General features: G+C 70.1%; 25 protein-coding genes. 17 read left to right on the top strand and 8 right to left on the bottom strand.

The window, feature by feature from the left end:
- Positions 1–58: 58 nt before the first annotated feature.
- On the bottom strand, positions 59–721 hold the full coding sequence (locus EV186_RS22150; protein WP_133851195.1) for a YdcF family protein: 663 nt from the start codon (positions 719–721) through the stop codon (positions 59–61).
- A 147-nt stretch (positions 722–868) separates the two neighbouring features.
- On the opposite strand from EV186_RS22150, the gene EV186_RS22145 reads away from it, so the two are divergent.
- The 7 genes from EV186_RS22145 to EV186_RS22115 all read left to right on the top strand — a co-directional run bounded on the left by EV186_RS22145 (position 869) and on the right by EV186_RS22115 (position 6,805).
- Positions 869–1,552 (top strand): hypothetical protein, encoded by a 684-nt coding sequence (locus EV186_RS22145; protein WP_166659267.1) that lies wholly within the window; start codon positions 869–871, stop codon positions 1,550–1,552.
- 97 nt (positions 1,553–1,649) lie between these two features.
- A complete protein-coding gene (locus EV186_RS22140) occupies positions 1,650–1,952 on the top strand; it encodes a DUF6199 family natural product biosynthesis protein (RefSeq protein WP_133851194.1) in 303 nt (100 codons plus the stop codon).
- A 119-nt stretch (positions 1,953–2,071) separates the two neighbouring features.
- A complete protein-coding gene (ligA, locus tag EV186_RS22135) occupies positions 2,072–4,180 on the top strand; it encodes an NAD-dependent DNA ligase LigA (RefSeq protein ID WP_133851193.1) in 2,109 nt (702 codons plus the stop codon).
- Positions 4,173–4,679 (top strand): GNAT family N-acetyltransferase, encoded by a 507-nt coding sequence (locus EV186_RS22130; protein ID WP_133851192.1) that lies wholly within the window; start codon positions 4,173–4,175, stop codon positions 4,677–4,679. The genes ligA and EV186_RS22130 overlap by 8 nt, the downstream gene beginning before the upstream one ends.
- A 205-nt stretch (positions 4,680–4,884) precedes the next feature.
- On the top strand, positions 4,885–5,211 hold the full coding sequence (locus tag EV186_RS22125) for a hypothetical protein (protein ID WP_133851191.1): 327 nt from the start codon (positions 4,885–4,887) through the stop codon (positions 5,209–5,211).
- Complete coding sequence (locus EV186_RS22120) at positions 5,211–6,383, top strand: putative T7SS-secreted protein (protein WP_133851190.1); 1,173 nt, start codon at positions 5,211–5,213, stop codon at positions 6,381–6,383. The genes EV186_RS22125 and EV186_RS22120 overlap by 1 nt, the downstream gene beginning before the upstream one ends.
- Positions 6,380–6,805: a hypothetical protein gene (locus EV186_RS22115; protein WP_133851189.1), complete on the top strand. Its 426-nt coding sequence runs from the start codon at positions 6,380–6,382 to the stop codon at positions 6,803–6,805. Before EV186_RS22120 ends, EV186_RS22115 begins: the two co-directional genes overlap by 4 nt.
- 65 nt (positions 6,806–6,870) lie before the next feature.
- On the opposite strand, the gene EV186_RS22110 is transcribed toward EV186_RS22115, so the two are convergent.
- Positions 6,871–7,524 (bottom strand): ACT domain-containing protein, encoded by a 654-nt coding sequence (locus EV186_RS22110; RefSeq protein ID WP_133851188.1) that lies wholly within the window; start codon positions 7,522–7,524, stop codon positions 6,871–6,873.
- Positions 7,525–7,746: 222 nt separating this feature from the next.
- Between EV186_RS22110 and gatC the strand changes: the two genes are divergently transcribed.
- From gatC to EV186_RS22080, 6 genes are all read left to right on the top strand, one after another.
- Positions 7,747–8,046, top strand: coding sequence for an Asp-tRNA(Asn)/Glu-tRNA(Gln) amidotransferase subunit GatC (gene gatC, locus EV186_RS22105; protein WP_133851187.1), 300 nt, complete (start codon positions 7,747–7,749; stop codon positions 8,044–8,046).
- Positions 8,046–9,566 (top strand): Asp-tRNA(Asn)/Glu-tRNA(Gln) amidotransferase subunit GatA, encoded by a 1,521-nt coding sequence (gene gatA, locus EV186_RS22100; protein ID WP_133851186.1) that lies wholly within the window; start codon positions 8,046–8,048, stop codon positions 9,564–9,566. Before gatC ends, gatA begins: the two co-directional genes overlap by 1 nt.
- A complete protein-coding gene (locus EV186_RS22095; RefSeq protein ID WP_133851185.1) occupies positions 9,563–9,757 on the top strand; it encodes a hypothetical protein in 195 nt (64 codons plus the stop codon). The genes gatA and EV186_RS22095 overlap by 4 nt, the downstream gene beginning before the upstream one ends.
- Positions 9,754–11,259, top strand: coding sequence for an Asp-tRNA(Asn)/Glu-tRNA(Gln) amidotransferase subunit GatB (gene gatB / locus EV186_RS22090; protein WP_133851184.1), 1,506 nt, complete (start codon positions 9,754–9,756; stop codon positions 11,257–11,259). Before EV186_RS22095 ends, gatB begins: the two co-directional genes overlap by 4 nt.
- Before the next feature lie 92 nt (positions 11,260–11,351).
- Positions 11,352–11,933 carry a chorismate mutase gene (locus EV186_RS22085; RefSeq protein ID WP_166659266.1) on the top strand — a complete coding sequence of 194 codons (582 nt, stop codon included), beginning with the start codon at positions 11,352–11,354 and terminating at the stop codon, positions 11,931–11,933.
- 246 nt (positions 11,934–12,179) lie between these two features.
- A complete protein-coding gene (locus tag EV186_RS22080) occupies positions 12,180–12,809 on the top strand; it encodes a chorismate mutase (protein ID WP_243754185.1) in 630 nt (209 codons plus the stop codon).
- Positions 12,810–13,017: 208 nt separating this feature from the next.
- Here EV186_RS22080 and EV186_RS22075 read toward each other — a convergent pair whose 3' ends face one another.
- The 3 genes from EV186_RS22075 to EV186_RS22065 are packed head-to-tail and all read right to left on the bottom strand — an operon-like array spanning position 13,018 to position 15,544.
- Positions 13,018–13,809, bottom strand: coding sequence for a class I SAM-dependent methyltransferase (locus tag EV186_RS22075; RefSeq protein WP_133851182.1), 792 nt, complete (start codon positions 13,807–13,809; stop codon positions 13,018–13,020).
- A gap of 52 nt (positions 13,810–13,861) precedes the next feature.
- Positions 13,862–15,040, bottom strand: a complete 1,179-nt coding sequence (locus EV186_RS22070; protein ID WP_133851181.1) for a PQQ-dependent sugar dehydrogenase — start codon at positions 15,038–15,040, stop codon at positions 13,862–13,864.
- A gap of 45 nt (positions 15,041–15,085) precedes the next feature.
- Positions 15,086–15,544: a hypothetical protein gene (locus EV186_RS22065; RefSeq protein WP_133851180.1), complete on the bottom strand. Its 459-nt coding sequence runs from the start codon at positions 15,542–15,544 to the stop codon at positions 15,086–15,088.
- Positions 15,545–15,693: 149 nt separating this feature from the next.
- Here EV186_RS22065 and EV186_RS22060 point away from each other — a divergent pair, with 149 nt between their 5' ends.
- Positions 15,694–17,328 carry a hypothetical protein gene (locus EV186_RS22060; protein WP_133851179.1) on the top strand — a complete coding sequence of 545 codons (1,635 nt, stop codon included), beginning with the start codon at positions 15,694–15,696 and terminating at the stop codon, positions 17,326–17,328.
- 42 nt (positions 17,329–17,370) lie between these two features.
- Here the strand turns inward: EV186_RS22060 and EV186_RS22055 are convergent, their stop codons facing one another.
- Positions 17,371–18,345: an alpha/beta fold hydrolase gene (locus EV186_RS22055; RefSeq protein ID WP_133851178.1), complete on the bottom strand. Its 975-nt coding sequence runs from the start codon at positions 18,343–18,345 to the stop codon at positions 17,371–17,373.
- Positions 18,346–18,391: 46 nt separating this feature from the next.
- On the opposite strand from EV186_RS22055, the gene EV186_RS22050 reads away from it, so the two are divergent.
- From EV186_RS22050 to EV186_RS22040, 3 genes are read left to right on the top strand one after another with little or no spacing between them, the layout of a single operon-like run.
- Positions 18,392–19,315, top strand: coding sequence for a 2-hydroxyacid dehydrogenase (locus EV186_RS22050; protein WP_243754184.1), 924 nt, complete (start codon positions 18,392–18,394; stop codon positions 19,313–19,315).
- A gap of 58 nt (positions 19,316–19,373) precedes the next feature.
- The gene (locus EV186_RS22045) at positions 19,374–20,117 is read left to right on the top strand and encodes a DoxX family protein (RefSeq protein WP_243754183.1); all 744 of its coding nucleotides are present in this window, start codon (positions 19,374–19,376) and stop codon (positions 20,115–20,117) included.
- Positions 20,114–20,674, top strand: coding sequence for a P-loop nucleotide/nucleoside kinase family protein (locus tag EV186_RS22040; protein ID WP_133851177.1), 561 nt, complete (start codon positions 20,114–20,116; stop codon positions 20,672–20,674). Before EV186_RS22045 ends, EV186_RS22040 begins: the two co-directional genes overlap by 4 nt.
- Before the next feature lie 481 nt (positions 20,675–21,155).
- Here the strand turns inward: EV186_RS22040 and ilvD are convergent, their stop codons facing one another.
- Both ilvD and EV186_RS22030 read right to left on the bottom strand, forming a co-directional pair.
- Complete coding sequence (ilvD, locus tag EV186_RS22035) at positions 21,156–23,000, bottom strand: dihydroxy-acid dehydratase (protein WP_133851176.1); 1,845 nt, start codon at positions 22,998–23,000, stop codon at positions 21,156–21,158.
- Between the two features lie 88 nt (positions 23,001–23,088).
- Complete coding sequence (locus EV186_RS22030; protein ID WP_133851175.1) at positions 23,089–23,559, bottom strand: PH domain-containing protein; 471 nt, start codon at positions 23,557–23,559, stop codon at positions 23,089–23,091.
- Positions 23,560–23,676: the final 117 nt, after the last annotated feature.

Here is a 23,676-nt window from a genome sequence, read left to right as displayed (position 1 = left end):
CTGGTTTCGGGCACGAGGTGGGCGTCATAGCCCACCTCAACCACGACGTCCTGTACGGCTAGTTGGTCTCGGGCACGAGGTGGGCGTCATAGCCCGCGGCGACCAAACGGTCGTACGCGGCCCACACGGCTGCCGGAACCTCTTGCGGCTCGGCATAGCCGAGCTCGGCATACAGCCGGATGCGTTGCGTGTCGCCGACCAACACGTTGATCATCCGCGTGACATCGCCGATGTGGGCGGCGTAGTCGTCCAATGCGACCTGTTGGCCGGTGCAGACGAGCTCGACCTCTGGCCACAACTTCCGGCAGGTCGCGTAGGCACGCCGCTGCTGGTACGGGCGAGACACGATGGTCACCGACGTCGGAGCGATTCCGCCGGCTGCCAGCAGATCACGGGTGAACAGGAAGTTCTCAGCTGTGTTCCGCGCCCTTGGCTCGACCAGGATCGCGTCGTCGGGCACACCTTCGCTGAGTGCGCGCTCCCGGTAGTGCACGGCCTCCCCGCGGGGAAACCGGTCGACCGTGGTCGGAGCATTCGCGCCAGTGAACACGACAAGGGGGAACATCCCGTCGCGGAACAACCCTGCGGTGCGCACGGCGACGCCTATGTCGTGGGAGCCGAGACCAATCCCGACATCAGTCCGGTGTGGGTCGTCGTCGATGCGGTGGTAGTTCCACAGCGTCTCCACGTCGGCGCACACATCGGCGGGGATGACGTTCATGGGCTCCCCCTGGTCCGGCTGGGTCAAGGCCGTCAGTGAACGGCGGGTCAACACCGTGCCATCGGAGCACGGGCCGTGCCGCGGGAGACGGTGAGGTGGGGGAGCCCGGCTGTCCGGCACCGACACCATTGCAGGCACCATGAACCCATGGCCTGGTTCTCCCGGCGTAAGCGACCACCGACGCCCGCACCCGAGGAGCACGCGCGTCGCGCGGAGCGGTTCTGGCAGCGCTGGTTCGACCTGCTGCCCGAGACCTCCGCCGCGCTGGGTGATCGCGAGCCGCAGCGGGTGGAGCACCGGTTGTGCGAGTTGGTCGCCGATGTGCACCCCGACCTGCACTTCGCCCTCGACCGGGGGCGCCGGTCGGTCTACGCGCTGGTCGTCTCCGGCCAGGAGGACCCGGCCCTGCGCCCGTACACCGACGCGTGGAAGGCCGCCGCCCCGCCGGACGACGCCATCTGGGAGTACCACGACTCGGTCCCGCCGGTGCCCGACCCGACCGAGGTCACGGTCAACCTGGGTGCGCACCGCATCCGGCTGGCCGACGTCCGCGTGGTCGCCCAGGTCGACGCCGACGAGGGCGTGGTCGACGTCGCGGTCCATCACCCCGCCCTCGCCGAGCTCGACGAGCCCGCGCAGAAAGCCATGACCTTCATCCCGCTCGACGCCACGCTGGGTGAACGCGTCGCCGCCGAACGCCTGCGCCGGGTCGAGACCGCGGCCACCGAGCCGGAGGGCACGATCGGCCTGCTCGAACTGCGCACCCTCGTCTTCGAACTGGCCGGCCTGCCCGACCCCGGCGGCCCCGAAATTGTCCGTGGTGCTGACTAGAAAGCAATTGATGCGTCCAATCAGGTGACTCGTCCGGCAGAAGCCCTCGTGCGGCGTTACGTTTTGTTGCACTGTTTCATCTGACACGAGGGAGGGCGTGTTGATTTCCTTGGCGACGCATTTGCTGCAGGCGATCATGGCCGGCCCGGCCGCGCCGGGCACGCCTGGGGATGGTTCATCCCCCAACCACTCGGCCGACTTCATCATCGGCGCGGCCGCGCTGGTGGGCGGGGTCGCGAACATGATCAGACCCGACCTGGCGTACAAATTGTCGAAGTGGCAGTTCCGCAATCCGGAAGCGGTGGCACCCAGCGACAAGGCGTTGCTCTTGACGAGGATTGGCGGTTGCTTCGCCGCCGTTGTCGGGATTGTCTTCCTGGTACTCGGCTTCACCGGATAGCACGGCGTGGTGGCTCGGCCCGCGGTCGCCGCGGTCGCCGCGGCGCGCCGCGGGCAGCGATCGCCCGGCCGGGCCCGGGGAAGCCGGAAATTGTCGGTGGTCCTGACTAGTCTGACCCTGTGACCAGTGAGAACCTGCCTGCAGACGTGCCCGCCGACGTCCGCGAGCGCCACGCCGCGCTCGCCGAGGAGTTGCTCGGCCACCAGTTCCGCTACTACGTGCTCGACTCGCCGACCATCACCGACGGCGAGTTCGACGCGCTGCTCCGCGAGCTCGAGGAGATCGAGGAGCGCCACCCGGTGCTGGTCACCCCGGAGTCGCCGTCGCAGCGGGTCGGCGGCACCTTCTCCACCGAGTTCCGCGCGGTCGATCACCTCGAGCGGATGCTCAGCCTCGACAACGTGTTCGACCCCGACGAGCTGTCCGGCTGGTTCGAGCGCGTGCACAAGGAGATCGGCGACGGCGCGCACTACCTCTGCGAGCTCAAGATCGACGGTCTCGCGATCAACCTGCTCTACGAGAACGGCAAGCTCACCCGGGCGCTGACCAGGGGCGACGGCCGCACCGGCGAGGACGTCACGCTGAACGTGCGCACCATGGACTCCGTGCCCGAGCGGTTGACTGGCACCGCGCAGTACCCGGTGCCCGCGCTGGTCGAGGTGCGCGGCGAGGTGTACTTCCGGGTCGAGGACTTCCTGGACCTCAACGCCGCCCTGGTCGAGGCAGGCAAGGCGCCGTTCGCGAACCCGCGCAACACCGCGGCCGGCTCGCTGCGGCAGAAGGATCCCAAGGTCACCAAGTCCCGCAAGCTGCGGATGATCTGCCACGGGCTGGGCAAGCGCGAGGGCTTCGAGCCGCAGCGCCAGTCGGAGGCCTACGAGGCGTTGCGCACGTGGGGCCTGCCGGTGTCCCCGCACACGAAGGTGCTGTCGTCGGTCGAGGAGATCAAGCAGCGCATCGACTACTGGGGCGAGCACCGCCACGACGCCGAGCACGAGATCGACGGCATCGTGATCAAGGTCGACGAGGTCGCGCTGCAGCGCAGGCTCGGCACCACGTCCAGGGCGCCGCGCTGGGCCATCGCCTACAAGTACGCGCCCGAAGAGGCGACCACCAAGCTGCTCAACATCGAGGTCAACGTCGGGCGCACCGGCCGCGTCACACCGTTCGCGGTGATGGAGCCGGTGAAGATCGCCGGTTCGACGGTCTCGATGGCCACCCTGCACAACGCCAGCGAGGTCAAGCGCAAGGGCGTGCTGATCGGCGACCGGGTCGTGATCCGCAAGGCCGGCGACGTGATCCCCGAGGTGCTCGGCCCGGTCGTCGACGTCCGCGACGGCAGCGAGCGCGAGTTCGAGATGCCGACCCACTGCCCCGAGTGCGGCACCGAACTGGCCTACGAGAAGGAGGGCGACGCCGACATCCGCTGCCCGAACGCCAGGTCCTGCCCCGCGCAGCTGCGCGAGCGCCTGTTCCACCTGGCCGGTCGGGGCGCGTTCGACATCGAGGTCCTCGGCTACGAGGCCGCGACGGCGTTGCTTACCTCCGGCGTGCTCACCGACGAAGGCGACGTGTTCGCCCTCGACGAGGAGAAGCTCACGAAAGCCGATCTCTTCCGCACCAAGGCCGGCGAGCTCTCCGCCAACGCCCGCAAGCTCCTGGCCAACCTCGACACGGCGAAGGACCGCCCGCTGTGGCGGGTGCTGGTCGCGTTGTCGATCCGCCACGTCGGCCCGACCGCGGCGCAGGCCCTAGCCCGGGAATTCGGCTCCATGGAAGCGATCGAGGCCGCCGACGAGGAGCGGCTGGCCGATGTGGACGGTGTCGGCCCCACCATCGCCCGGTCGCTGCGGGCCTGGCTCGAGGTCGACTGGCACCGCCAGGTGGTCGAGAAATGGCGCGCCGCCGGCGTGAAGATGGTCGACGAACGCGACGACTCGGTCGAGCGCACCCTGGAAGGCATGTCCATTGTGGTCACCGGCTCCTTGACCGGGTTCTCGCGGGACGAGGCGAAGGAAGCCATCATGACCCGCGGCGGCAAGGCGGCGGGATCGGTGTCGAAGAAGACGTCGTTCGTGGTGGCGGGCGATGCCCCAGGCTCCAAGTACGACAAGGCCTTGCAGCTCAAGGTCCCGTTGCTGGACGAGGATGGCTTCCGCGTCCTGCTGGAGTCCGGTCCCGACGCCGCCCGCGACGTGGCCACGATCGGCGGCGATGCCGATGAGTGAGCTGACCATCCGCCAGGGCCGGCCCGACGAGTACGCGGCCGTCGGCGAACTGACCGTGGCCGCCTACGCCGCCGACGGCTACTTCGAAGACGTGTCGATGGACGGCTATGCCGAGGAACTGGCGGCGGCCGAGGACCGCGCCAAGGATTCGGATGTGCTCGTGGCCGTGGACGAATCGGGCACCCTCCTCGGCACCGTGACGGTGATCCGCCCGGGGTCGCGGGGTGCCGAGCTCGTCCGCGAGGGCGAGCTGGAGATCCGCATGCTGGCCGTGTCGCCGCAAGCTCGCGGCCGGGGCGTGGCCTCCGAACTGACGCGCGCGGTCCTGCGGATGGCCGCGGACGAGGGCTGCGCGCGGGTGGTGCTGTGCAGCGTGGCCGATCGGGTGAAAGTGCACGCTTTGTATGAGCGGCACGGCTTCCGACGGATCCCGGAGCGCGACTGGCGCCCAGAGCCGAACCTCTTGCTGCTCGGTTTCGCCGCGGAGATCGAGCACTGAGCAGCTGCACGGCAGCAGCACGACAAAGCCGCCGAACCGACCTGGAGATCCGCGACACGAAGTGAGCCGCGCCGACTCCGGCCACACCCAGTGCCCGTCCCGCCACCGGAGTAGCACGAGCAAACCATTGACCGGCAACCACTTCTGACGGAACCCGTGGGGCCCACCCGCCATCTCATCCATTGAGGGGAAGGGGGCACCAACCATGGGTGATGGATTCAGTGTCGACCTCGGTGCGCTGGAGAACGCGGCTTCTGGGGTCAACAGCACGCTCTACGAACTCCAGAAGAAGAAGGTCAAGGACATCGACGCCGACGAGGGCGACTACGGCGAGGGCGACCTCGGCGGCACGGTGTCCGACTTCTGCGAACGGTGGGAACTCGGCGTGGAGAACCTGGCCAAGGACGGGCAGGAGATCGCGGGCCGGCTGAGCAAGAGCGTGCAGCAGTACCTGCTGGTCGACAAGAACCTCAAGGGTTACATGGACGGCATCCTGCAGCGCTCGTCCGGCGAAGACCCGGGGGTGCACTGATGGCGAAGGAACTGGGGGAGTCGAACGACCCGAAGGCCCTCGTACCAGGCAAACCGGACTCGGTCACCAGCACGGTCACGGCCATGCGCAGCTACGGCGACGCGCTCGCCAAGGCCGCCGCCGGGCTCAAGCGCATCGACACCACCGACGGCTGGCGCGGTGACGCCGGGGACGCGTTCCGCGCGGTCTTCCACGGCCAGCCCGGGAAGTGGCAGGAAGCGGCGGACTGCTTCCACAGCGCGGCCACCGCGCTCGAGACCTACAACAAGACGCTCACCTGGGCCCAAGGCCAGGCCGCCGACGCGATCCGCCAGTGGAACGAGGGCGAATCGGCCACGGCCACCGCGAAGACCGAGCACCAGCAGAAGGAAAAGGACGCCGGGCACGAGTTGCCCTTCGACGACCCCGGTGAGGCCAAGCGCAACGCCGCGCGCAGCACGCTGAACTCCGCGCGCAGCCAGCTCGGCACCGCCGAGGACACCGCCAACCGCACCGTCGGCGCGGCGCGGGACAAGGCGCCCGAGAAGCCCGGTTTCTGGGACAAGGTCGGCGATGTGCTCGACGACATCGGCGCGGACCTGGCCAACTTCGGCGGCGAGGTGGTCAACGGGCTCGCGTCGTTCGGCAACGCGATGATCAACCACCCGGGCGACATGCTGACCACCGCGGCCGGCGTGGGGCTGATGGCGCTCGGCCTTGGTGGCGAGTTCGGCGGCGGGCTGCTCGACGCGACCGGCGTCGGCGCCATCGCGGGGGTGCCGATCAACATCGCGTCCGCGGGGCTGATCACCGCGGGCGGGGTGATGGCCGTCGGCGGGCTCGGCGACATGGCGATGCACGCGGCCAGCGACGACAGCGTCTCGCCGATGCGCACCGACTACGAGGGTTCCGGCGGCGGCGAGTTCGAGGACACCGAGGGCTTCCGCGGCAGCGAGTACAGCCAGGACGAGATCGAGGAGTTCGTCAACGGCCACACCGGCGACGGCGATCCGACGATGAACCGGCCCTCGCAGCAACAGGTGAGCGACGCGCTGAACAAGGGCACGCCGGAGCGGCTCTACAACGAGGACGGAACGCCCCGGAATGCGGAGAAGTTCGAGTACAACGGCGTCCGGGTGATCGTCAACTACGATATGCCCTGGCGTTCCACGAGCTACAAGATCGGACAGTGATGATGCTGGAGTTCACCGAGGACGAGCGGGCCGCGCTGGCGGCCGACGCGGTGGCCCTGCCCGACGGCAGCACTCCGGACGCCGCCACCCTCGCCGTGGCGTGGGCCAAGCACGTGTCCAAATTGGACGCCGACCGGGCCCTGCCCTACACCGACCGCAGCGTGTGGACCGAGCACGACCTCGCCGGGTCGTTGTTCTTGCGGGACAACCTGGAGCGCGCGCTCACCGCGCTGCGCCCGGCGTTGCGGGAGCGGCTCGCGGACGACGTGCGGGCGGCCGACGAGCAGTTCCGCTCGTTCACCGTCGAGGACTCCGGCCGCAAGATCGGGTTCATCGCCGGCGTGGACGTCGCGGGCCGCGGCTGGTGGTGGTTCCGGGTCCCCAAGGACGGCCCGATCGTGCAGGACCTGGCGAGCTACTGACGGGGCGCCGCAAAGCGAAAGCGGCGCTTGCGTTGGGACGCAAGCAAGCCTGACAGAATCGACGCCTAGTCCGGCAGGACTACCGAGACTATTCCGGCCAGGTGGGCCAGCCGCGCCACCTCGGCGGCCCGGAACAACGGGCCGCCGGGCCGTCCCACCAACAACACCCGATCGGGTTTCCCCAACGGGGTGGCGGCGAGCTCGGTGCCCAGTTCCTGCCACGTTTCCGGGACCCACGACTCCTCACCGTCGAGCACGCTGGCCCGGGCCAGCGGCATCCACGGCAGTTCGAGCGTCTGGATCTCCGGCGCCGCGGTGCTCGCGGCGAGCCGCTGGGCACCAACCGCGTCAGAGGCGACCACCAAGGCCCAGCCGGCCCTCACGATCTTGGGGACGCCCTCGGTGAAAACCCGCAACCCCTCCGCGGGCTCCGCTGCGACTTCCTCGACGAGTTCCAGTTCGCGGTGCGTGTCGAGCACGCCCGCGTACGGTCTGACCGCGTCGACCTCGACGCCGGTCACGGATTCCGCCGCGGTGATCAGCACGTCCGGCAGCCTGCCGCTCGGCAACTCGACAACGAGGTCGTCGATCGCCGTCCCGCCCACCCGCTCGACCACGTCCACGCTGAGGATGTCGGCGCCGATGGCGCCGAGAGCCGTGGCGACCGCACCGAGGCTGCCTGGGGCGTCCGGGAGCTGAACCCGGATCAGGAAGGACAAGGCGAACGCCTCCTGCCGTTGCCGCGCGGGCGGTCCGCGCGTGGTGACCGGCCGCTGATTGTCGCAGACCCGGCGACAGCGGCGAACCGGCTGCCCGCCCAGCGGGATCGTCTCCGGTCTACACCGCGCCGCGAACCGGAACAACCCGTTCGAAACCGATCCGGCCTGCGCCCTAGACTTCAGCGGGTCAGACACCCGAGCACACCAGGGGAAGTCCCGCCCGTGACCACCATCTCCCGCGACGAGGTCGCGCATCTCGCCAGGCTTGCCAGGCTTGCCGTCACCGAGGACGAACTCGACAAGTTCGCCGGCCAGTTGGACGTGATCCTGCAGTCGGTGGCGCGCGTCGGCCAGGTCGCGGAGCAGGACATCCCGCCGACCTCGCACGCCCTCCCGATCACCAACGTGTTCCGCGCCGACATGGTGCGCCCCGGTTTGACGCAGGAGCAGGCGCTGTCGGGCGCCCCCGCCGCAGAAGAGGGCCGTTTCCGAGTGCCGCGGATCTTGGACGAGGAGGCCTGATGAGCGACCTGACCAGGCTCGACGCGGCGGAACTGGCCGCGATGATCCAGGCCCGCGAGGTGTCCTCGGTGGAGGTCACCCAGGCGCACCTCGACCGCATCGCCGCGGTCGACGACGCCGTGCACGCGTTCCTGCACGTCGACACCGAGGGCGCGCTGGCCGCCGCCCGCGCGGTGGACGAGGACGTCGCGGCCGGCCGCGACGCCGCGTCGCCGCTGGCCGGGGTGCCGCTCGCGCTCAAGGACGTCTTCGTCACCCAGACCATGCCGACCACGGTCGGGTCGAAGATCCTCGAGGGCTGGCGCCCGCCGTACGACGCCACGGTCACCACGCGGCTGCTGCAGGCGGGCGTGGTGATCCTCGGCAAGACGAACATGGACGAGTTCGCGATGGGCTCGTCCACCGAGAACTCCGCGTACGGCCCCACGCACAACCCGTGGGACCTCGACCGGGTGCCCGGCGGTTCGGGCGGTGGCTCCTCGGCCTCGCTCGCCGCGTTCGAGGCACCGCTGGCCATCGGCACCGACACGGGCGGCTCGATCCGCCAGCCCGGCGCGGTCACCGGCACCGTCGGCGTGAAGCCGACCTACGGCGGCGTGTCCCGCTACGGCCTCGTCGCGTTCTCCTCCTCGCTCGACCAGGGCGGTCCGTGCGCCCGCACGGTGCTCGACGCCGCGCTGCTGCACCAGGTCATCGGCGGGCACGACCCGCTCGACTCGACGTCCATCGACGCCCCGGTGCCCGCGGTGGTCGCGGCCGCCCGCGAGGGCGCGAAGGGCGACCTGACCGGCGTGCGGGTCGGCGTGATCACCGAGTTCCAGGGCGAGGGCTACCAGCCGGGCGTCACCAGCGCGTTCAACGCCGCGGTCGAGCAGTTGCGCGCGCTGGGCGCGGAGGTCGTCGAGGTCTCCTGCCCGAGCTTCACCTTGGCGCTGCCCGCGTACTACCTGATCGCGCCGAGCGAGTGCTCGTCCAACCTGGCCCGCTTCGACGCCATGCGCTTCGGGCTGCGGGTGGGCGACAACGGCGAGCACAGCGCCGAGGCGGTCATGTCGCTGACCCGCGAGGCCGGGTTCGGCGCGGAGGTCAAGCGCCGCATCATGATCGGCACCTACGCGTTGTCCTCGGGTTACTACGACGCCTACTACGGCTCGGCGCAGAAGGTCCGCACGCTGATCAAGCAGGACTTCGACGCGGCGTTCGAACGCGTCGACGTGCTGGTCTCGCCGACGACCCCGACCACGGCGTTCAAGATCGGCGAGCGGGTCGACGACCCGATGGCCATGTACCTCGCCGACCTCTGCACGATCCCGTCCAACCTGGCCGGCAACGCGGCCATGAGTGTCCCGTGTGGACTGTCCGAGGACGACGGTCTGCCGGTGGGCCTGCAGATCATGGCGCCTCCGCTGGCCGACGACCGGCTCTACCGGGTCGGCGCGGCCTACGAGACCGCCCGCAACGCCGCGCAAGGCGGCCCCTTGATCCACCGTGTCCCCGAGCTGGAGGTCGTGACCTCATGAAGAAGAACCAGGGCGTGTTCGGCCTGATCAGCGCGGCGTCCGCGGGCGCTTCGGCGTTCTCGAGCCTGCGCACGGTGAAGAAGACCGGGGACAAGCTCACGCTGGCCAACGCGATCGCGAGCCTGCTGGTCGCGGTCACCGGCGCGCTGCTCGCCGTGCGGTCGATGCGCGAGAAGGGCCTCGAGAAGTGACCTCGACCGACGAGCTGATGGATTACGCCGAGGTCATCGAGCGGTTCGACCCGGTGCTCGGGCTCGAGGTGCACGTCGAGCTCTCCACCCACAGCAAGATGTTCTGCGGCTGCTCCACCACGTTCGGTGCCGAACCGAACACCCAGGTCTGCCCGGTCTGCCTCGGTCTGCCGGGCGCGCTGCCCGCGGTCAACGAGGCCGCGGTCGAGTCGGCCATGCGCATCGGGCTCGCGCTCAACTGCCAGATCGCGTCCTGGTGCCGGTTCGCGCGCAAGAACTACTTCTACCCGGACATGCCGAAGAACTTCCAGACCTCGCAGTACGACGAGCCGATCGCCTTCGACGGCTACCTCGACGTCACCCTCGACGACGGCGAGGTCGTGCGCGTGGCCATCGAGCGCGCGCACATGGAGGAGGACACCGGCAAGTCGCTGCACGTCGGCGGCGCCACCGGGCGCATCCACGGCGCGGAGTACTCACTGCTCGACTACAACCGGGCCGGCGTGCCGCTGATCGAGATCGTCACCAAGCCCATCGAGGGCACCGGCGCGCGGGCCCCCGAGGTGGCGCGCGCGTACGTGACGGCGCTGCGCGACCTGTTGCGTGCCTTGGACGTTTCCGACGTGCGCATGGACCAAGGCTCGCTTCGCTGCGACGCCAACGTGTCGCTCATGCCAAAAGGCACCGCGCGTTTCGGCACCCGCACCGAGACCAAGAACGTCAACTCGCTGCGCAGCGTCGAGCGGGCCGTGCGGTTCGAGATGACCCGCCAGGGCGCGATCCTGGCCGGCGGCGGCAAGATCAAGCAGGAGACCCGGCACTTCCAGGAGGCCGACGGCACCACGGCGGCCGGGCGCACCAAGGAGACCGCCGAGGACTACCGGTACTTCCCGGAGCCGGACCTGGTGCCGATCGCGCCGTCCGAGGAGTGGGTGGAGCGGCTGCGCAAGACGCTGCCGGAGCTGCCGTGGGAGCGGCGCAAGCGCATCCAGAACGACTGGCAGCTCTCCGACGCCGAGCTGCGCGACCTCGTGAACGCCGGTGCCGTCGACCTGATCGCGGCCACCGTCGAGGCAGGCGCGCCGTCCGGCGAGGCGCGCAGTTGGTGGGTTTCTTACCTGACCCAGCAGGCCAACAACCGCGGCGTCGAACTGGCCGCGTTGCCGATCACGCCCGGTCAGGTCGCCCGGGTGATCGAGCTGGTCTCATCGGGTGAGCTGACCAACAAGCTTGCACGCACCGTGGTCGACGGTGTCCTCGCCGGCGAAGGCGAGCCGGACGCGGTCGTCGCGGCTCGCGGCCTCAAGGTCGTCTCGGACGACTCCGCGCTGACCACGGCCGTGGACGAGGCCCTGGCAGCGAATCCCGACGTCGCGGCCAAGATTCGCGACGGCAAGGTGCAGGCGGCAGGGGCCATCGTGGGTGCTGTGATGAAGGCCACAAAGGGGCAGGCGGACGCGAAAAGGGTCCGTGAGCTGGTGCTGGAGCGTTGTCAAAACTGACTCCCACCATGTGGGCCGTGGGTGCGTGAATAATCAACATTCACCCATTAGGGTGCATGGGTCCCACCCCCGTCCCGCGAAAGGTGCCACTGGTGCGTCTTCGTGCATTCCTGGCGGCCGGCGTTGCCGGCGCCGCGGTCGTGACCGCTGCCGTCGCGTTAGCGCCGGCCGCCTCGGCCCAGGCCAACAACGAATCGTTCGTCACCCTTGTCGACGTGTCGGCGCAGCGCGCCCTCATCGCCGACGACGTGGCCGCGTTCAAGTTCAACACCGGCGGGTCCATCGAGGACCCGGCGCGTGAGCAGGTGCTGCTGGACTCGGTCGCCGACCAGTCCACGCAGCTGGGCGTCGACCCCGCGGTCGCGCAGGCGATCTTCCGTGACGAGATCGACGGCAACAAGATCGTCCAGTACGGGCTTTTCGACCTGTGGACGGCGCACCCGGAGCTGACCCCGACCGAGTGGCCCGACCTCACCACGGTGATCCGCCCCGAGCTCGACAAGATCACCACCGAGTTGATGGACCAGATCAAGGCGACGTCCGACCTGCAGGTGGCGAAGAACTGCGGCGAGCAGCTCGACGCCGCCACCAATGTGGTCGAACAGCGCCGGAACCTGGACCGCCTGCACTCGCAGGCGTTGCACCACGCGCTCGCCCGGGTCTGCCACAGCTGACCCATTTGGCCGTAAGCGAACGGGACGGTGCACATCGCACCGTCCCGTTCGTCTGTCGCGTGGCTGCCAGCCGCAGGCCAAGGGGAACGGGACGCGACTCAGCCACGGAGGGGCTGCCAACCGGATTTCACCACCCAGCGCCACCATTTCCGGAAAATTCGGGGTGGCGGACTAGTGACTGGGTCACCCGATAGTGTTTAGGGTGACTAACGGTCGTGGGCGGGGCTGCGACCGTACCGTCCCCGTGTGAAAGGCACATCAGTGCGTCTTCCCCTTGCGTTATCCCGCGTCCTGGTCGTCGGCACCGCGCTCGCGGCTGTCGTCACCGGCCCGGTGGCCGTGGCCTCCGCCGCGCCCGCCGCCGCCGATGCGGCGTCCGCGTCCGAGGGCCTGCCGGCCCTCAACGGCATCGTCGACGTGGCCGCCCGCCGCATCCTGGTCGGCGACCTGGTGGCCGCGGCCAAGTTCGGCACCGGCGCCCCGATCGACGACCCGGCTCGCGAGCAGGTCGTGCTCAACGACGCCCGCAACCGTGCCGTGCAGGCAGGCATCGACCCGGACGTCACGGCCGCGATCTTCCGCGACCAGATCGAGGCCAACAAGGTCATCCAGCGCGGCCTGTACGCGCTCTGGACCGCGCACCCCGAGCTGGCCCCGACCGAGAAGCCCGACCTGGTCACCGTGGTCCGCCCGCTGCTCGACCAGATCACCGTCGACCTGATCAACCAGATCAAGGCGACCGGCACGACCCAGACCAGCTCGGCCTGCTACGGCCGGCTGACCGCGGCTTTCGTCCAGGTCGACCGGGCGCGTCACTTCGACGCGCTGCACACGGTCGCCCTGGTGCGCGCGGTGCCGTCGATCTGCCACCAGTAGAACCGTGAGAGCCCGTGTTCCGAAGGCGCCTCGGTGGCCTCCGGAACACGGGCTTCGCCATGTGATGAGCCCGTGTCCAGCGGTGTCCGACGGCGCCCGAACGTGGGACACACCTGGCCGGAAGAGGGGACACACCCGGTCGGAGCGGGGGACACACCTGGTCGGAAGAGGGGACACACCCTGCGGGAATGTGGGACACGCCCGGGGGTCAGCGGGGTTTGGAGATGAACAGCTGGGCGTAGAACCAGCCGTCGGTTTCGTGCTCGCTGGGATCCACACCGGCCGACGCCAGGGTGTCCAGGACCTGCGACTGCTCGTCCGCGGACGCGAACCTGCGCTGGCGGAACACGCCCTCCTTCTGCTCGGTCTCGTACCCCAGCTTGGCCAGCACCTCGGCGATCGGCTCGAACGGGAACATACGCAGCACGAAGTGCGCCATCCACGGCGGCCGGTCGCACGCCGTGACGACGCGCTCGATGGTCGGTGCGCCGACGTAGCCCAGGCAGCCAGTCGAGATGACCACGTCCGTGGGCTCCAGCAACGCCGCCTGCGCCTCGGTCGGGTCGCCGCGCTCCAAATCGGCACACACGGCATCGTCGAGGAATCCGGATTCCCGCGCGTAATCCAGCGCGGGCTCGGACACGTCGAGGCCCACCAATCTCAGTGAATCCGAACGCGGCAGCGAGCGATCACGCGCGATCAAATCGTCGCGGGCGTCGAACTGGACCGACTCGGTGCCATAACGCTCGTACAGGTCCGCCATCGACAAACCGCACCGCAGCAGGGCGCCGTTGATCCCGTACGAGCTGCCGATGTCCAGCACCTGGGGCCGTGCCGTGCCGGTCACCGACCGGTATTCCTCGAGCAACGCGGTGAAATGCGGTTTCGCCAGCTCTGGTATGCCGTATTCGAGCCGGCGCAGCGTGCTGAAATACGCGCGCGGATCGGGTTGGGTGTAGATGTGGTCGAGCGACACCTTGCCGGTCGCGTCGAAGTGCACGGGGCGGACCTCCTGGAGAATCGGCGGCAGTGGTCCTCCGACCTTGGCACAACTAGTCGATTCCGCCGCCACCCGCGTTCTGCCGGTTGATCACGATTGCGCGGTCGTCGCTGGAAACCGGTTTGCCGCCCTGCTTGTTCACTGTTGCGCCGATGGCGAGCGCGTCGCTGACGATGTCGACGCCGCCGAGCAGGCCGAAGCCGTCCTCGCCGGTCATGGTCGTGGCGGGCTTGCCGGTGAAGGTCCCGTCGGGGGCGAGCGGCAGGTTCTGCAGGTTGCCTGCCTTCGACGTGGCCACGACGACCATGTTCGACCAGGCGATGCAACCGGCCACGCCGGGCCGGTCGGGCCAGGTCCACGCGGGCGTGGTGAGCGCCCGGCCCGGCACGAGCCGGTACAGCAGGTCTTCCTTGGCGCCCTGGTCGGTCACCCAGGCCATGGCGCCGTCGACCGAGGCGCACACCCCACCCGGTGCGTGCAGGCCGCTGGCGATGACCCGCTCGCCGTGCGGGTTGCCCTCGGCGGCCTTGCCGGTGGCGTCGACGCGCAGCACCTTGCCCGCGAGGGACGACTCGGTGGTGGCGGCGCTCGCGTTGCCCGCGTCGCCGGTGGCCAGCAGCAACGCGCCCTTGTGGTCGGCGGCCAGCGCACCCCGGTTGCCCGTCGAGCCGCGCGGGATGCCGGTGATCACGGGCTTGGGCTTGTCCCCGGGGGCGATCCGCACCAGCCGGTTGTCGCTGCCGGTGGTGATGTAGGCGAAGATCAGCTGGTCCTCGCTGTAGCTGGGGGACAGCGCGAGCCCGGTCAGGCCGCCGTCGCCGGCCGGGTTCACCGCCAGCTTGGCCACCACGACCGGCTTCGTGTCCTTCTGCACCTTCAGGATCCGTCCGGTGCGCCGCTCGCCGACCAGGGCCACCGGGTTGCGGGGGTCGCCCGGCAGGGCGGCGACCGCGAAGACCGTGTCCAGGCACGTGCCGATGACCGCGGGGTTGTAGTCGGTGCAGCCGTCGGGCGGGGGCACGGGCTCGGCGCTGTTCTGCTGGCCACCACCCGAATCGGGCGAGCCACCGCCCGGGTCCTCGGGCAACCCCGGTGTCGGACCGGCTTCCGGGGTGAGCGCTGCGGTCGACTGCCACTTCTGCTGCGGCGGCTGCTCGGGGAACGTCGCGCAGCCGGCACACAGCGTCACCACGGCGGCCGCCGCGCTGACCAGCAAAGGACGTACACCCACGACGACCAAGGCTAGGTGCGCCCAAGTGAACCCGAGGTGAGCACGTCAGCCGGTCACCGTCACGCGGACCTGCCAGCCGAACTGCGGCGGGCCGCCCGGGTCGCCCGCGAAGGGGCTGGTCGACGTCGACAACGTCGCGTGGCCGGCGGCGACCGCCGTGCAGGTGCCCGCGATGCCCCCGTCGGGCGCCGGGTTCGCCGAACACCGCACGACGGCGGGTGCTGACGACGTCAGCGGCAGCCACGGTTGGTGCGGCGACGCCGACGATCGGAACGGCAGCTCGTCGCCCTCCCGGACACACACGGGGGCCGGCTTGTCGCCGGGCTCGATCCGCAGCGACCGTCGATGGCACGTTCGGCCGGCGGACGCGGTCGTGCTCGTCGGCAGCCGGGTGATGGTCCCGCCGGCCACGCTCGTCGGCGTCGGCCGGAGTTGCGCGGTGCCGCCTTCCGAACCGCACGCCGCCACCACGAGCACGCTTGCGAGCACAACCACCCGTCTCATGTCCAGAGGACGGAGCCGACACCTTTCCCGGTTGCCGTCCACAGCGGGTCAACTGGCAACGGAACCACCCCGTTCCAGTCTTGTACCCAATCATCCGACGTCTTTGAATCCGGTGGCCATTACCCCGACCCACGATTCGGAGCGCAGCGATGAACCCTGCTCGTCGCGGCTTGCTCGTGGCCGCCTTGCTGGCGGTCGCGGTCGTCTTACCCGCCTGTTCGACGACAACCGCCGAACCCGACACCGATGCCGACCACCCCGGCATCAACGCACCGGCCGAAGTGGACGGTGACGCCGACGCGGACGCCGACGAGGACCACGCCGTGGCCGACCCCGACGCGAAGGGCAGCGCGCCGGCGGCATTCACGGTCAAGGGCCACGCCGTCCACATCGACGCGCGCAAACTCAAGTCCAAGGCCGTCAAGAAACAACGGCCCGAGGTCGAAGCCGAGCTCACCGAGAGCGGCAGGCAAGGCACGGTGCCCGAAGCTCCGGTGCAGACCAACGCGGGCACCACGGCCGCGCCGGCGCCCGTGGTCAACGTCAAGGGCCTCGACTTCAACACCTGGGGCGCGGGCCACCCGCCGGACACCAACGGCGCGATCGGGCCGAACCACTTCGTGCAGTCGGTGAACACCTCGGTCGGCATCTACGCCAAGACGAACGGGAGCCGGCTCGCCGCCTTCACGTTCGACGACTTCTTCGCCAACAGCGGCACGGCCGAGTGCGACGCCAACAACGGCGGCGACCCCACGGTGATCTACGACGCCCCGTCGGGCAAGTGGGTCATCGCGGACTTCGCCTGGCTCGACGTCAACAAGGGCCCGTTCTACGAGTGCGTCGCCGTGTCGTCCAGCGCCGACCCGGTGAACACGACGTGGACCTTCTACTCGGTGCCCGCGGGTGACGGGAAGTTCCCGGACTACCCCAAGTTCGGCACCGGCCCGGACGGGGTCTACTTCACCACCAACAACTTCCGGGGCAACTCGTACGCGGGTGCCGGCGTGTACGCGCTGAAGCGGGAGAGCCTCGGCTCGGCCACGCTGCAGGGCCAGCACGTCACCACCAGCTCGAAGTTCTTCAGCCTGCTGCCGGCCAACCTGCAGGAAGCGCCGCAGGCCGGTGCGCCCGAGTACGTCGTCTCCACGTGGAGCGGCAAGCTGACCACGTGGACGTTCAAGGTCGACTGGGCCAACGCGGCCAACTCGAAGTTCACGCAGGTGGCGTCCCTGGGCATCAGCTACAGCTCGGTCGGGAGCATCCCCACGCCGGGCGAGGCGGTCGACAGCCTGTCGCCGCGGGCGATGAACCAGGCGCAGCAGCGCGGCGGCTCGATCTGGGTGTCGCAGACGGTGGCCGCGGGCAGCACGGCGGGCGTGCGCTGGTACGAGGTGTCGAACCTGTCGGCGCCGGCCATCCGCCAGCAGGGCACCTACGCCCCGGCGGACGGCCTGTACCGGTGGATGCCGTCGCTGGCCGTGGACAAGGCCGGTGACATGGCCGTGGGCTACAGCGTGGGCAGCGGCTCGAAGAACCCGTCGATCCGCTACGCGGGCCGGCTGCCGAGCGACCCGCTGAACACGCTCGGGCAGGCGGAGACCTCACTGGTGGAAGGCACCGGCGCGCCGACGACCGGCAACTTCAACCGGTGGGGCGACTACTCGCAGATGAGCGTGGACCCGGTGGACGGCTGCACGTTCTGGTACACCACCGAGTACTACGAGCAGACCGGCGCGGACTGGCAGACCCGGATCGGGTCGTTCAAGTTCCCCAGCTGCGTCTGAGGTGACCTGGGGCGGCGACCGGCTCCGGCCGCCGCCCCAGCCTCACACCTCGACCGGCGGGATGAGCGCGTCCAGCGGCTGCGCGTGCCGTTGACCCCCGTGCTGTCGACTCGGGCGCACAGCCGTGCGGGCCTGCTCGACCGCGGCCACCCGGTTGATCAGCGCCTCGAGCTCCTCGACGATCACGCTCGGCGCTTCCAGCGGCAGGAAGTGCGACGCGGGCAGCAGCCGCGTGCGGGCCTGCGGCAACGCCGAGAACGGGGTGGTCGCGCTGATCGGGTCGGCGAGGATGTCGTAGCGCCCGGCCAGGACCGTGACCGGGCAGCCGATGCCACGCAGGTCGGGCTCGGGGACGTCGGCCAGGGCCAGGGCGAGCGCGGTGTACCAGCGCGCGTCCTGCTGGACGAACCGGCGGACCGCGGCCGCCACGTGGGCGGGGTCGCCGCCGGGCAGCATGAAGCCGGAGTGCTGCAGCACGCGCGTGGTCAGCTCGTTCACCGGCAGCCGGTGCAACACCGCGTCGACCAGCGGTGACACCGCACGCAACGCCTGCGTCGTACCGATCGCGACCGCGCGGCGCACCGACTTGGGCACCGCGCCGGGCAGCCCGGGCGGGGCCAGCATCGCGCCGAAGAGGTCGCCGGGCACGCCCGCGGCCAGCAGCAACCCGGCCACCCGATCCGGGTGCCGTCGGGCCAGCTCGCACGCGACCATCACGCCCACCGACCAGCCCATCACCACGCAACGCCGCACCCCGGCGGCGTCCAGCACGGCGATCGCGTCGTCGACGTGGTCGTCGAGCCGGATGCGGCTCTCGTCAGCGGGTCGGGCCGAACCCATCGTGCCGCGGTGGTACCAGCTCAGGACCCGCACACCGGACTCGGGCAGCAGCAGCGTCGGCCACGCCTCGGGGATCGTGCCCAGGCCCGGGCACAGCAACACGTCCGGACCGTCGTTGTCCGTGCGCCAACCGCGGATGCGCGTTCCGTCGGCGGAACGCAGGTCGTGTTCGTGCATCGTGCCTCGGTGTGCGGTAAGGCCCGGACCTCTTACTGTGTGATCCGTGACGATCCGCTCGAACACTACAGTGCTGGTCCCCGACGAGTACGGCTTCGACGCGCTGACCGGCGTCGATGGTCTCACCCCGGTGCGGTACACCCCGGGCGAGCCGTGGCCCGAGGGTGCTCGCGAGGCCGAGGTGCTCGTCCCCGGATTCCTGACCCCGATGAACGGCCTCGACCTGACCGAGCTGCCGAACCTCAAACTGGTGCAACTGCTGACCGCGGGCGTCGAGAGCTGGGTCGGCCGGCTGCCCGACGGCATCCTGCTCTCCAGCGGCCGCGGCGCGCACGGCGGCAGCACGGCCGAGTGGGTCCTGGCCGCGCTGCTGGCCATCTACCGGGAGCTGCCGCAGTTCGGCGAGGACGTCAAGCAGGCGCGGTGGGACCAGCACGTCACGGACACGTTGTGGCACAAGCGGATTCTCATCGTGGGGGCCGGTGACCTGGCCAAGGAGCTGGTGCGCAGGCTGGACGCGTTCGACGCGTACTCCACTGTGGTCGCCACGAAGGCGCGCGAAGGCGTGCGTGGCGCCGACGAACTCCCCGCGCTGCTGCCCGAACACGACGCCGCGGTGCTCGTGGTCCCGCTGACCGAAGCGACCACTGGGATGGTCGACGCGGACTTCCTCGCCCGCATGCCCGACGGTGCGGTGCTGGTCAACGCGGCGCGCGGGCCCGTCGTGGACACCGACGCGTTGCTCGCCGAGCTGAAGTCCGGGCGGCTGCGGGCGGCGCTGGACGTGACCGATCCGGAACCGCTGCCGTCCGACCATCCACTGTGGACAGCGCCGGGGTTGTTGCTGACCCCGCACGTCGCCGGGAGCACGCGGGGCCACCGCGACCGCGCGTACGCGATCGCGATCGCGGAGATCCGCCGGTTCGTCGCGGGGGAGCGGCCGCACAATTTGGTTGCGGGTGCTTACTGAGCGAGAAGTTTGGGGCAACCAGTCGAGATCACTTGCTGTTATCCAATAGCCTGCCCGGGTGAGCACCGAAGACGACCGCCCTGGGTCGACGGGCGGATACAGCACCAGCAGCAGTGGCGGCCTGTTCACCCCTGGCGGCTCGGGCGGCTCGACGTCGAAGATCCCGCACGACATGACCGGCGCGGACGAGGCGTTCGGCCAGTACGACTTCACGCAGGGCGCGACGCAGGTCATCAAGGCGCCGGGCCTGTCGAACGACGTCGACGCGGACGACGACTACGACCCGTTCGACGACCCGCGCCGCCGGGAGCCCCCGGCCTGGCACGGTGGTGCGGACCTCGGTCTGCTCGTGCTGCGGGTGACCCTCGCGGTGCTGTTCGTCGCGCACGGTGTCCAGCACCTGTTCGGCTGGCTGAACGGCCCCGGCATCGGCGGCACGGAGAAGATGCTCGCCGGCTTCGGGTTCGACCAGACGACGCTGCTGGCCTGGCTGAACGGCGTGAGCGAGATCCTCGGCGGCGTTCTGATCGGCCTCGGCCTGTTCACCCCGGCGGGCGCGGCGGCCATCCTCGGCGTGATGGCGTGCGCGATCGCCGTCAAGGCGGACGTCAACCTCTTCGCCGCCGGTGCCGAACTGGAAATCGTCTACGCGGCCGCGGCTTTCACGGTTCTGTTCGCCGGTCCCGGCCGCATCTCGCTGGACCGGCACACCCCGTGGTACCGCAAGGCACCGACCTTCGGCGTGATCTTCCTTGTCATCGCGCTGGGTGCGGCCGCGGGCGTCTACTACGGGCTTCGGTGAGCACGGCCTGGGTGGTCAGCGGGCCGCCCGGGTCCGGCAAGTCGACGGTGTGCGAGCTGTTGCTCGCCCGCCTGCGGCCGACGCCCGCCTTGCTGGACAAGGACACCGTCTACGGCGGTTTCGTCGCCGCCACCCTGGAAGCGGCCGGTCGCCCGCACGGTGAACGCGAAGGCCCTTGGTACGACGAGCACGTCAAGGTGCACGAGTACCGCGGCCTCGTCGCGACGGCGGCGGAGATCCGCAGGCACGGCTGCCCGGTGCTGCTGACCGCGCCGTTCACCGCCCAGGTGCACGACGCCGCGCTGTGGGAGCGGATGGTCGCCGACCTCGGCGGCGGTGACGTGCGGTTGATCTGGGTCCGCGCGGACGCCGCGACCGTCAGGTCCCGCCTGGTCGACCGGAAGTTCGCGCGCGACGAGCAGAAACTCCGCAACTTCGACGCGTTCGTGAACGCGATCCGCATGGACGATCCGCCGGTTGTGCCGCACACCGAGGTGGACAACCGCCCCGGCGCCCCCGCCCTGCCCACCCAACTAACCACCCACATCCCCGACTAGTTCAGGGCGTGTCCCACACCCGCGTCGGGTGTGTCCCCCGTTCCGACCGGGCGTGTCCCCCGTTCGCGCCGGGTGTGTCCCCTGTTCCGACCGGGCGTGTTCCCCGTTCAAGCAGGGTGTGTCCCCCACTCCCGCAGGACCAGCCGCACCAGAAGCGCGCCACCAGCGAGACCAAGTCAACGTGACGTCGCTGGGTTCGGTTTACACGGGGCACGGCGGCCATACGCTGTCCGGCAAGCAAGGGCAGCACCGCCTGCCCCTTGTTCCGCGCTTGCCGGCCGCCGTGGGGGTCCCCCTGTCAAACCGAACCCACCACTGAGCTCCCGGCCCACAAACCAAGCCGCACCCAAACACCGGCACCACAAACCAAGCCGTCGGAAGAGGGAACACACCCGGCCGGAACAGGGGACACGCGCAGCGTGAACGTGGGACACGCCCGGTCGGAAGGGGGGACACACCCGACCGGAACGTGGGACACGCCTTACAGGTTGGGGTCGCGGACGGCGCCGGTTGCGGCGTCGGTGGTGAGGCGGGCGTAGGCGCGCAAGGCCTTGCTCACCACGCGCTGGCGGTCCACCGGCTGCCACGGCCGCTCGCTGGCCTCCATCTTGGCCCGCCGCTCGGCCAGGACCTCGTCGTCCACGAGCAGTTCCAGCCGGCGCTCGTGCACGTCGATGAGGATCTGGTCGCCGTCCTCGACGAGGCCGATGGTGCCGCCGCCGGCCGCCTCGGGCGCGATGTGCCCGACCGAGAGCCCGGACGTGCCGCCGGAGAACCGGCCGTCGGTGATCAGCGCGCACTTCTTGCCGAGGCCCGCGCCCTTGAGGAAAGCGGTGGGGTGCAACATCTCCTGCATTCCCGGCCCGCCCGCGGGACCTTCGTAGCGCACCACGAGCACGTCCCCGGGCTGGATCTCCTTGTTCAGGATCACCGAAACCGCTTGTTCCTGGCTTTCCACGACCCGTGCCGGGCCCTGGAAGGTCCACAGCTCTTCGTCGACGCCCGCGGCCTTGATGACCGAGCCGCGCTCGGCGAGGTTCCCGCGCAGGACGGCGAGCCCACCGTCCTTTGTGTACGCGTGGGCGACGTCGCGGATGCAGCCGCCGGCCGCGTCCTTGTCCAGTGACGACCAGCGGTTCGCCGTCGAGAAAGCCTTCGTGGTCCGCACGCCGCCCGGCGCCGCGTGGAAGAGCTCGACCGCCGTCTCGGACGGCGCGTCGGCGCGGATGTCCCATTCGGACAGCCACTGCGCCAGCGACGGGCTGTGCACGGTGCGCACGCCTTCGTTCAGCAACCCACCGCGCCACAGTTCCCCGAGGATGGCCGGGATCCCGCCCGCGCGGTGCACATCTTCCATGTGGTAGTCGGAGTTCGGCGACACCTTGGCCAGGCACGGAACCCGCCGGCTGATCGCGTCGATGTCGTCGAGGGTGAAGTCGATCTCGCCTTCCTGTGCGGCGGCGAGGATGTGCAGCACCGTGTTGGTCGAGCCGCCCATGGCCATGTCCAACGCCATCGCGTTCTCGAACGCCTCCTTGCTCGCGATCGAACGCGGCAGCGCGGACTCGTCGTCCTCGGCGTACCACCGGCGCGCCAGGTCCATCACGGTCCGGCCGGCGCCGGCGAAGAGTTCGCGCCGGGCCTCGTGCGTGGCGAGGGTGGAACCGTTGCCCGGCAAGGCAAGCCCGAGCGCCTCGGTCAGGCAGTTCATGGAGTTCGCGGTGAACATCCCAGAGCAGGAACCACAGGTGGGGCACGCGGACTGCTCGACGGTGGTCAGCCCGGCCTCGTCCACTTCGTTGCTCGCCGATGCCGAGATGGCCGTGATCAGGTCGGTCGGCGCCTGCGCGACCCCGCCGACCACGACGGCCTTCCCGGCCTCCATCGGCCCGCCGGAGACGAACACCGTGGGGATGTTCAGCCGCATGGCCGCGTTCAGCATGCCCGGGGTGATCTTGTCGCAGTTGGAGATGCACACGAGCGCGTCGGCCGCGTGGGCGTTCGCCATGTACTCCACGGCGTCGGCGATGATCTCGCGCGAGGGCAGCGAGTAGAGCATCCCGCCGTGGCCCATCGCGATCCCGTCGTCCACGGCGATCGTGTGGAACTCGCGCGGCACCCCGCCGGCCTCCCGGATCGCCTCCGCGACGATGTCACCGAGGTCGCGCAGGTGCACGTGGCCGGGCACGAACTGGGTGTAGGAGTTCGCGATGGCCACGATCGGCTTGCCGAAGTCGGAATCGGTCATCCCGGTGGCACGCCACAGTGCGCGGGCACCGGCGGCGTTGCGGCCGTGGGTCGTGGTTCGGGAGCGCAGCGCGGGCACGGCTATCTCCAAGCTCGAAAAACGGTGTGTTGTAGCGGTGGCGTGCGCCGGTGGGCGCGGTGCCTCGAGCGGGCCGGTGCCGTTCAGGCTACTCCGCGTTCTCGGCCGGCTTCCCGGTCTCCTCGACCGCTTCCTCTTCCGCAGACGTCTCGGCGGGCTCGGCGGCGGGATCCTCGACGGGTGCGCTCGGGTCCGGCACGATGCCGCCCGAGACCTGGGAGAGCAGCGGGATCGACCCGGTGCGCACGGCGGGCAGCGTCACCTCGCGGCCGCCGTCGAGCACCGCCTTGACCCACGATTTCTCCTGCACGCGCAGGGAGCGGAGCGCGTCCCACGGCACCACGGTGCGGCCGAAGAAGGTGCGCGCGACCATGCCGTTGCCGTCGGCGACCGTGCGCGTGCGCATGACGAACACGATGATGACCAGCGGGACGAGGTACACGAGCCAGCCGTAGCGCAAGGTGACCGCGATCGGCGTCGCGCACGCGGCGAGCAACAACGCGGCGAGGATGCCGACGGCCGGAACCCGGAAAACGACGCGTTCGTACTGATCACTCATGGTTCCCACATTGTCCCGCGCGCCGATTCAGCCCCACGATCGGGTGGTCTTTCGTTGCCGACCACCACGACCGCGGCCGCGCCTGGTTCGTGCAGGTCGGCCACGACCGGAGCGAGC

Source organism: Labedaea rhizosphaerae (assembly GCF_004362825.1).
GTDB classification, from domain to species: Bacteria; Actinomycetota; Actinomycetes; order Mycobacteriales; family Pseudonocardiaceae; genus Labedaea; species Labedaea rhizosphaerae.
The sequence above is the reverse complement of the archived record's forward strand: the minus strand, read 5'-3'. Positions and strand labels throughout refer to the sequence as shown.

What these genes read in the sequence shown, in the direction of transcription:
- EV186_RS22150 (WP_133851195.1), bottom strand. Translation starts at nt 721, where the DNA reads ATGAACGTCATCCCCGCCGATGTGTGCGCCGACGTGGAGACGCTGTGG.
- EV186_RS22145 (WP_166659267.1), top strand. Translation starts at nt 869, where the DNA reads ATGGCCTGGTTCTCCCGGCGTAAGCGACCACCGACGCCCGCACCCGAG.
- EV186_RS22130 (WP_133851192.1), top strand. Translation starts at nt 4,173, where the DNA reads ATGAGTGAGCTGACCATCCGCCAGGGCCGGCCCGACGAGTACGCGGCC.
- EV186_RS22125 (WP_133851191.1), top strand. Translation starts at nt 4,885, where the DNA reads ATGGGTGATGGATTCAGTGTCGACCTCGGTGCGCTGGAGAACGCGGCT.
- EV186_RS22120 (WP_133851190.1), top strand. Translation starts at nt 5,211, where the DNA reads ATGGCGAAGGAACTGGGGGAGTCGAACGACCCGAAGGCCCTCGTACCA.
- gatA (WP_133851186.1), top strand. Translation starts at nt 8,046, where the DNA reads ATGAGCGACCTGACCAGGCTCGACGCGGCGGAACTGGCCGCGATGATC.
- EV186_RS22095 (WP_133851185.1), top strand. Translation starts at nt 9,563, where the DNA reads ATGAAGAAGAACCAGGGCGTGTTCGGCCTGATCAGCGCGGCGTCCGCG.
- EV186_RS22065 (WP_133851180.1), bottom strand. Translation starts at nt 15,544, where the DNA reads ATGAGACGGGTGGTTGTGCTCGCAAGCGTGCTCGTGGTGGCGGCGTGC.
- EV186_RS22060 (WP_133851179.1), top strand. Translation starts at nt 15,694, where the DNA reads ATGAACCCTGCTCGTCGCGGCTTGCTCGTGGCCGCCTTGCTGGCGGTC.
- EV186_RS22055 (WP_133851178.1), bottom strand. Translation starts at nt 18,345, where the DNA reads ATGCACGAACACGACCTGCGTTCCGCCGACGGAACGCGCATCCGCGGT.
- EV186_RS22030 (WP_133851175.1), bottom strand. Translation starts at nt 23,559, where the DNA reads ATGAGTGATCAGTACGAACGCGTCGTTTTCCGGGTTCCGGCCGTCGGC.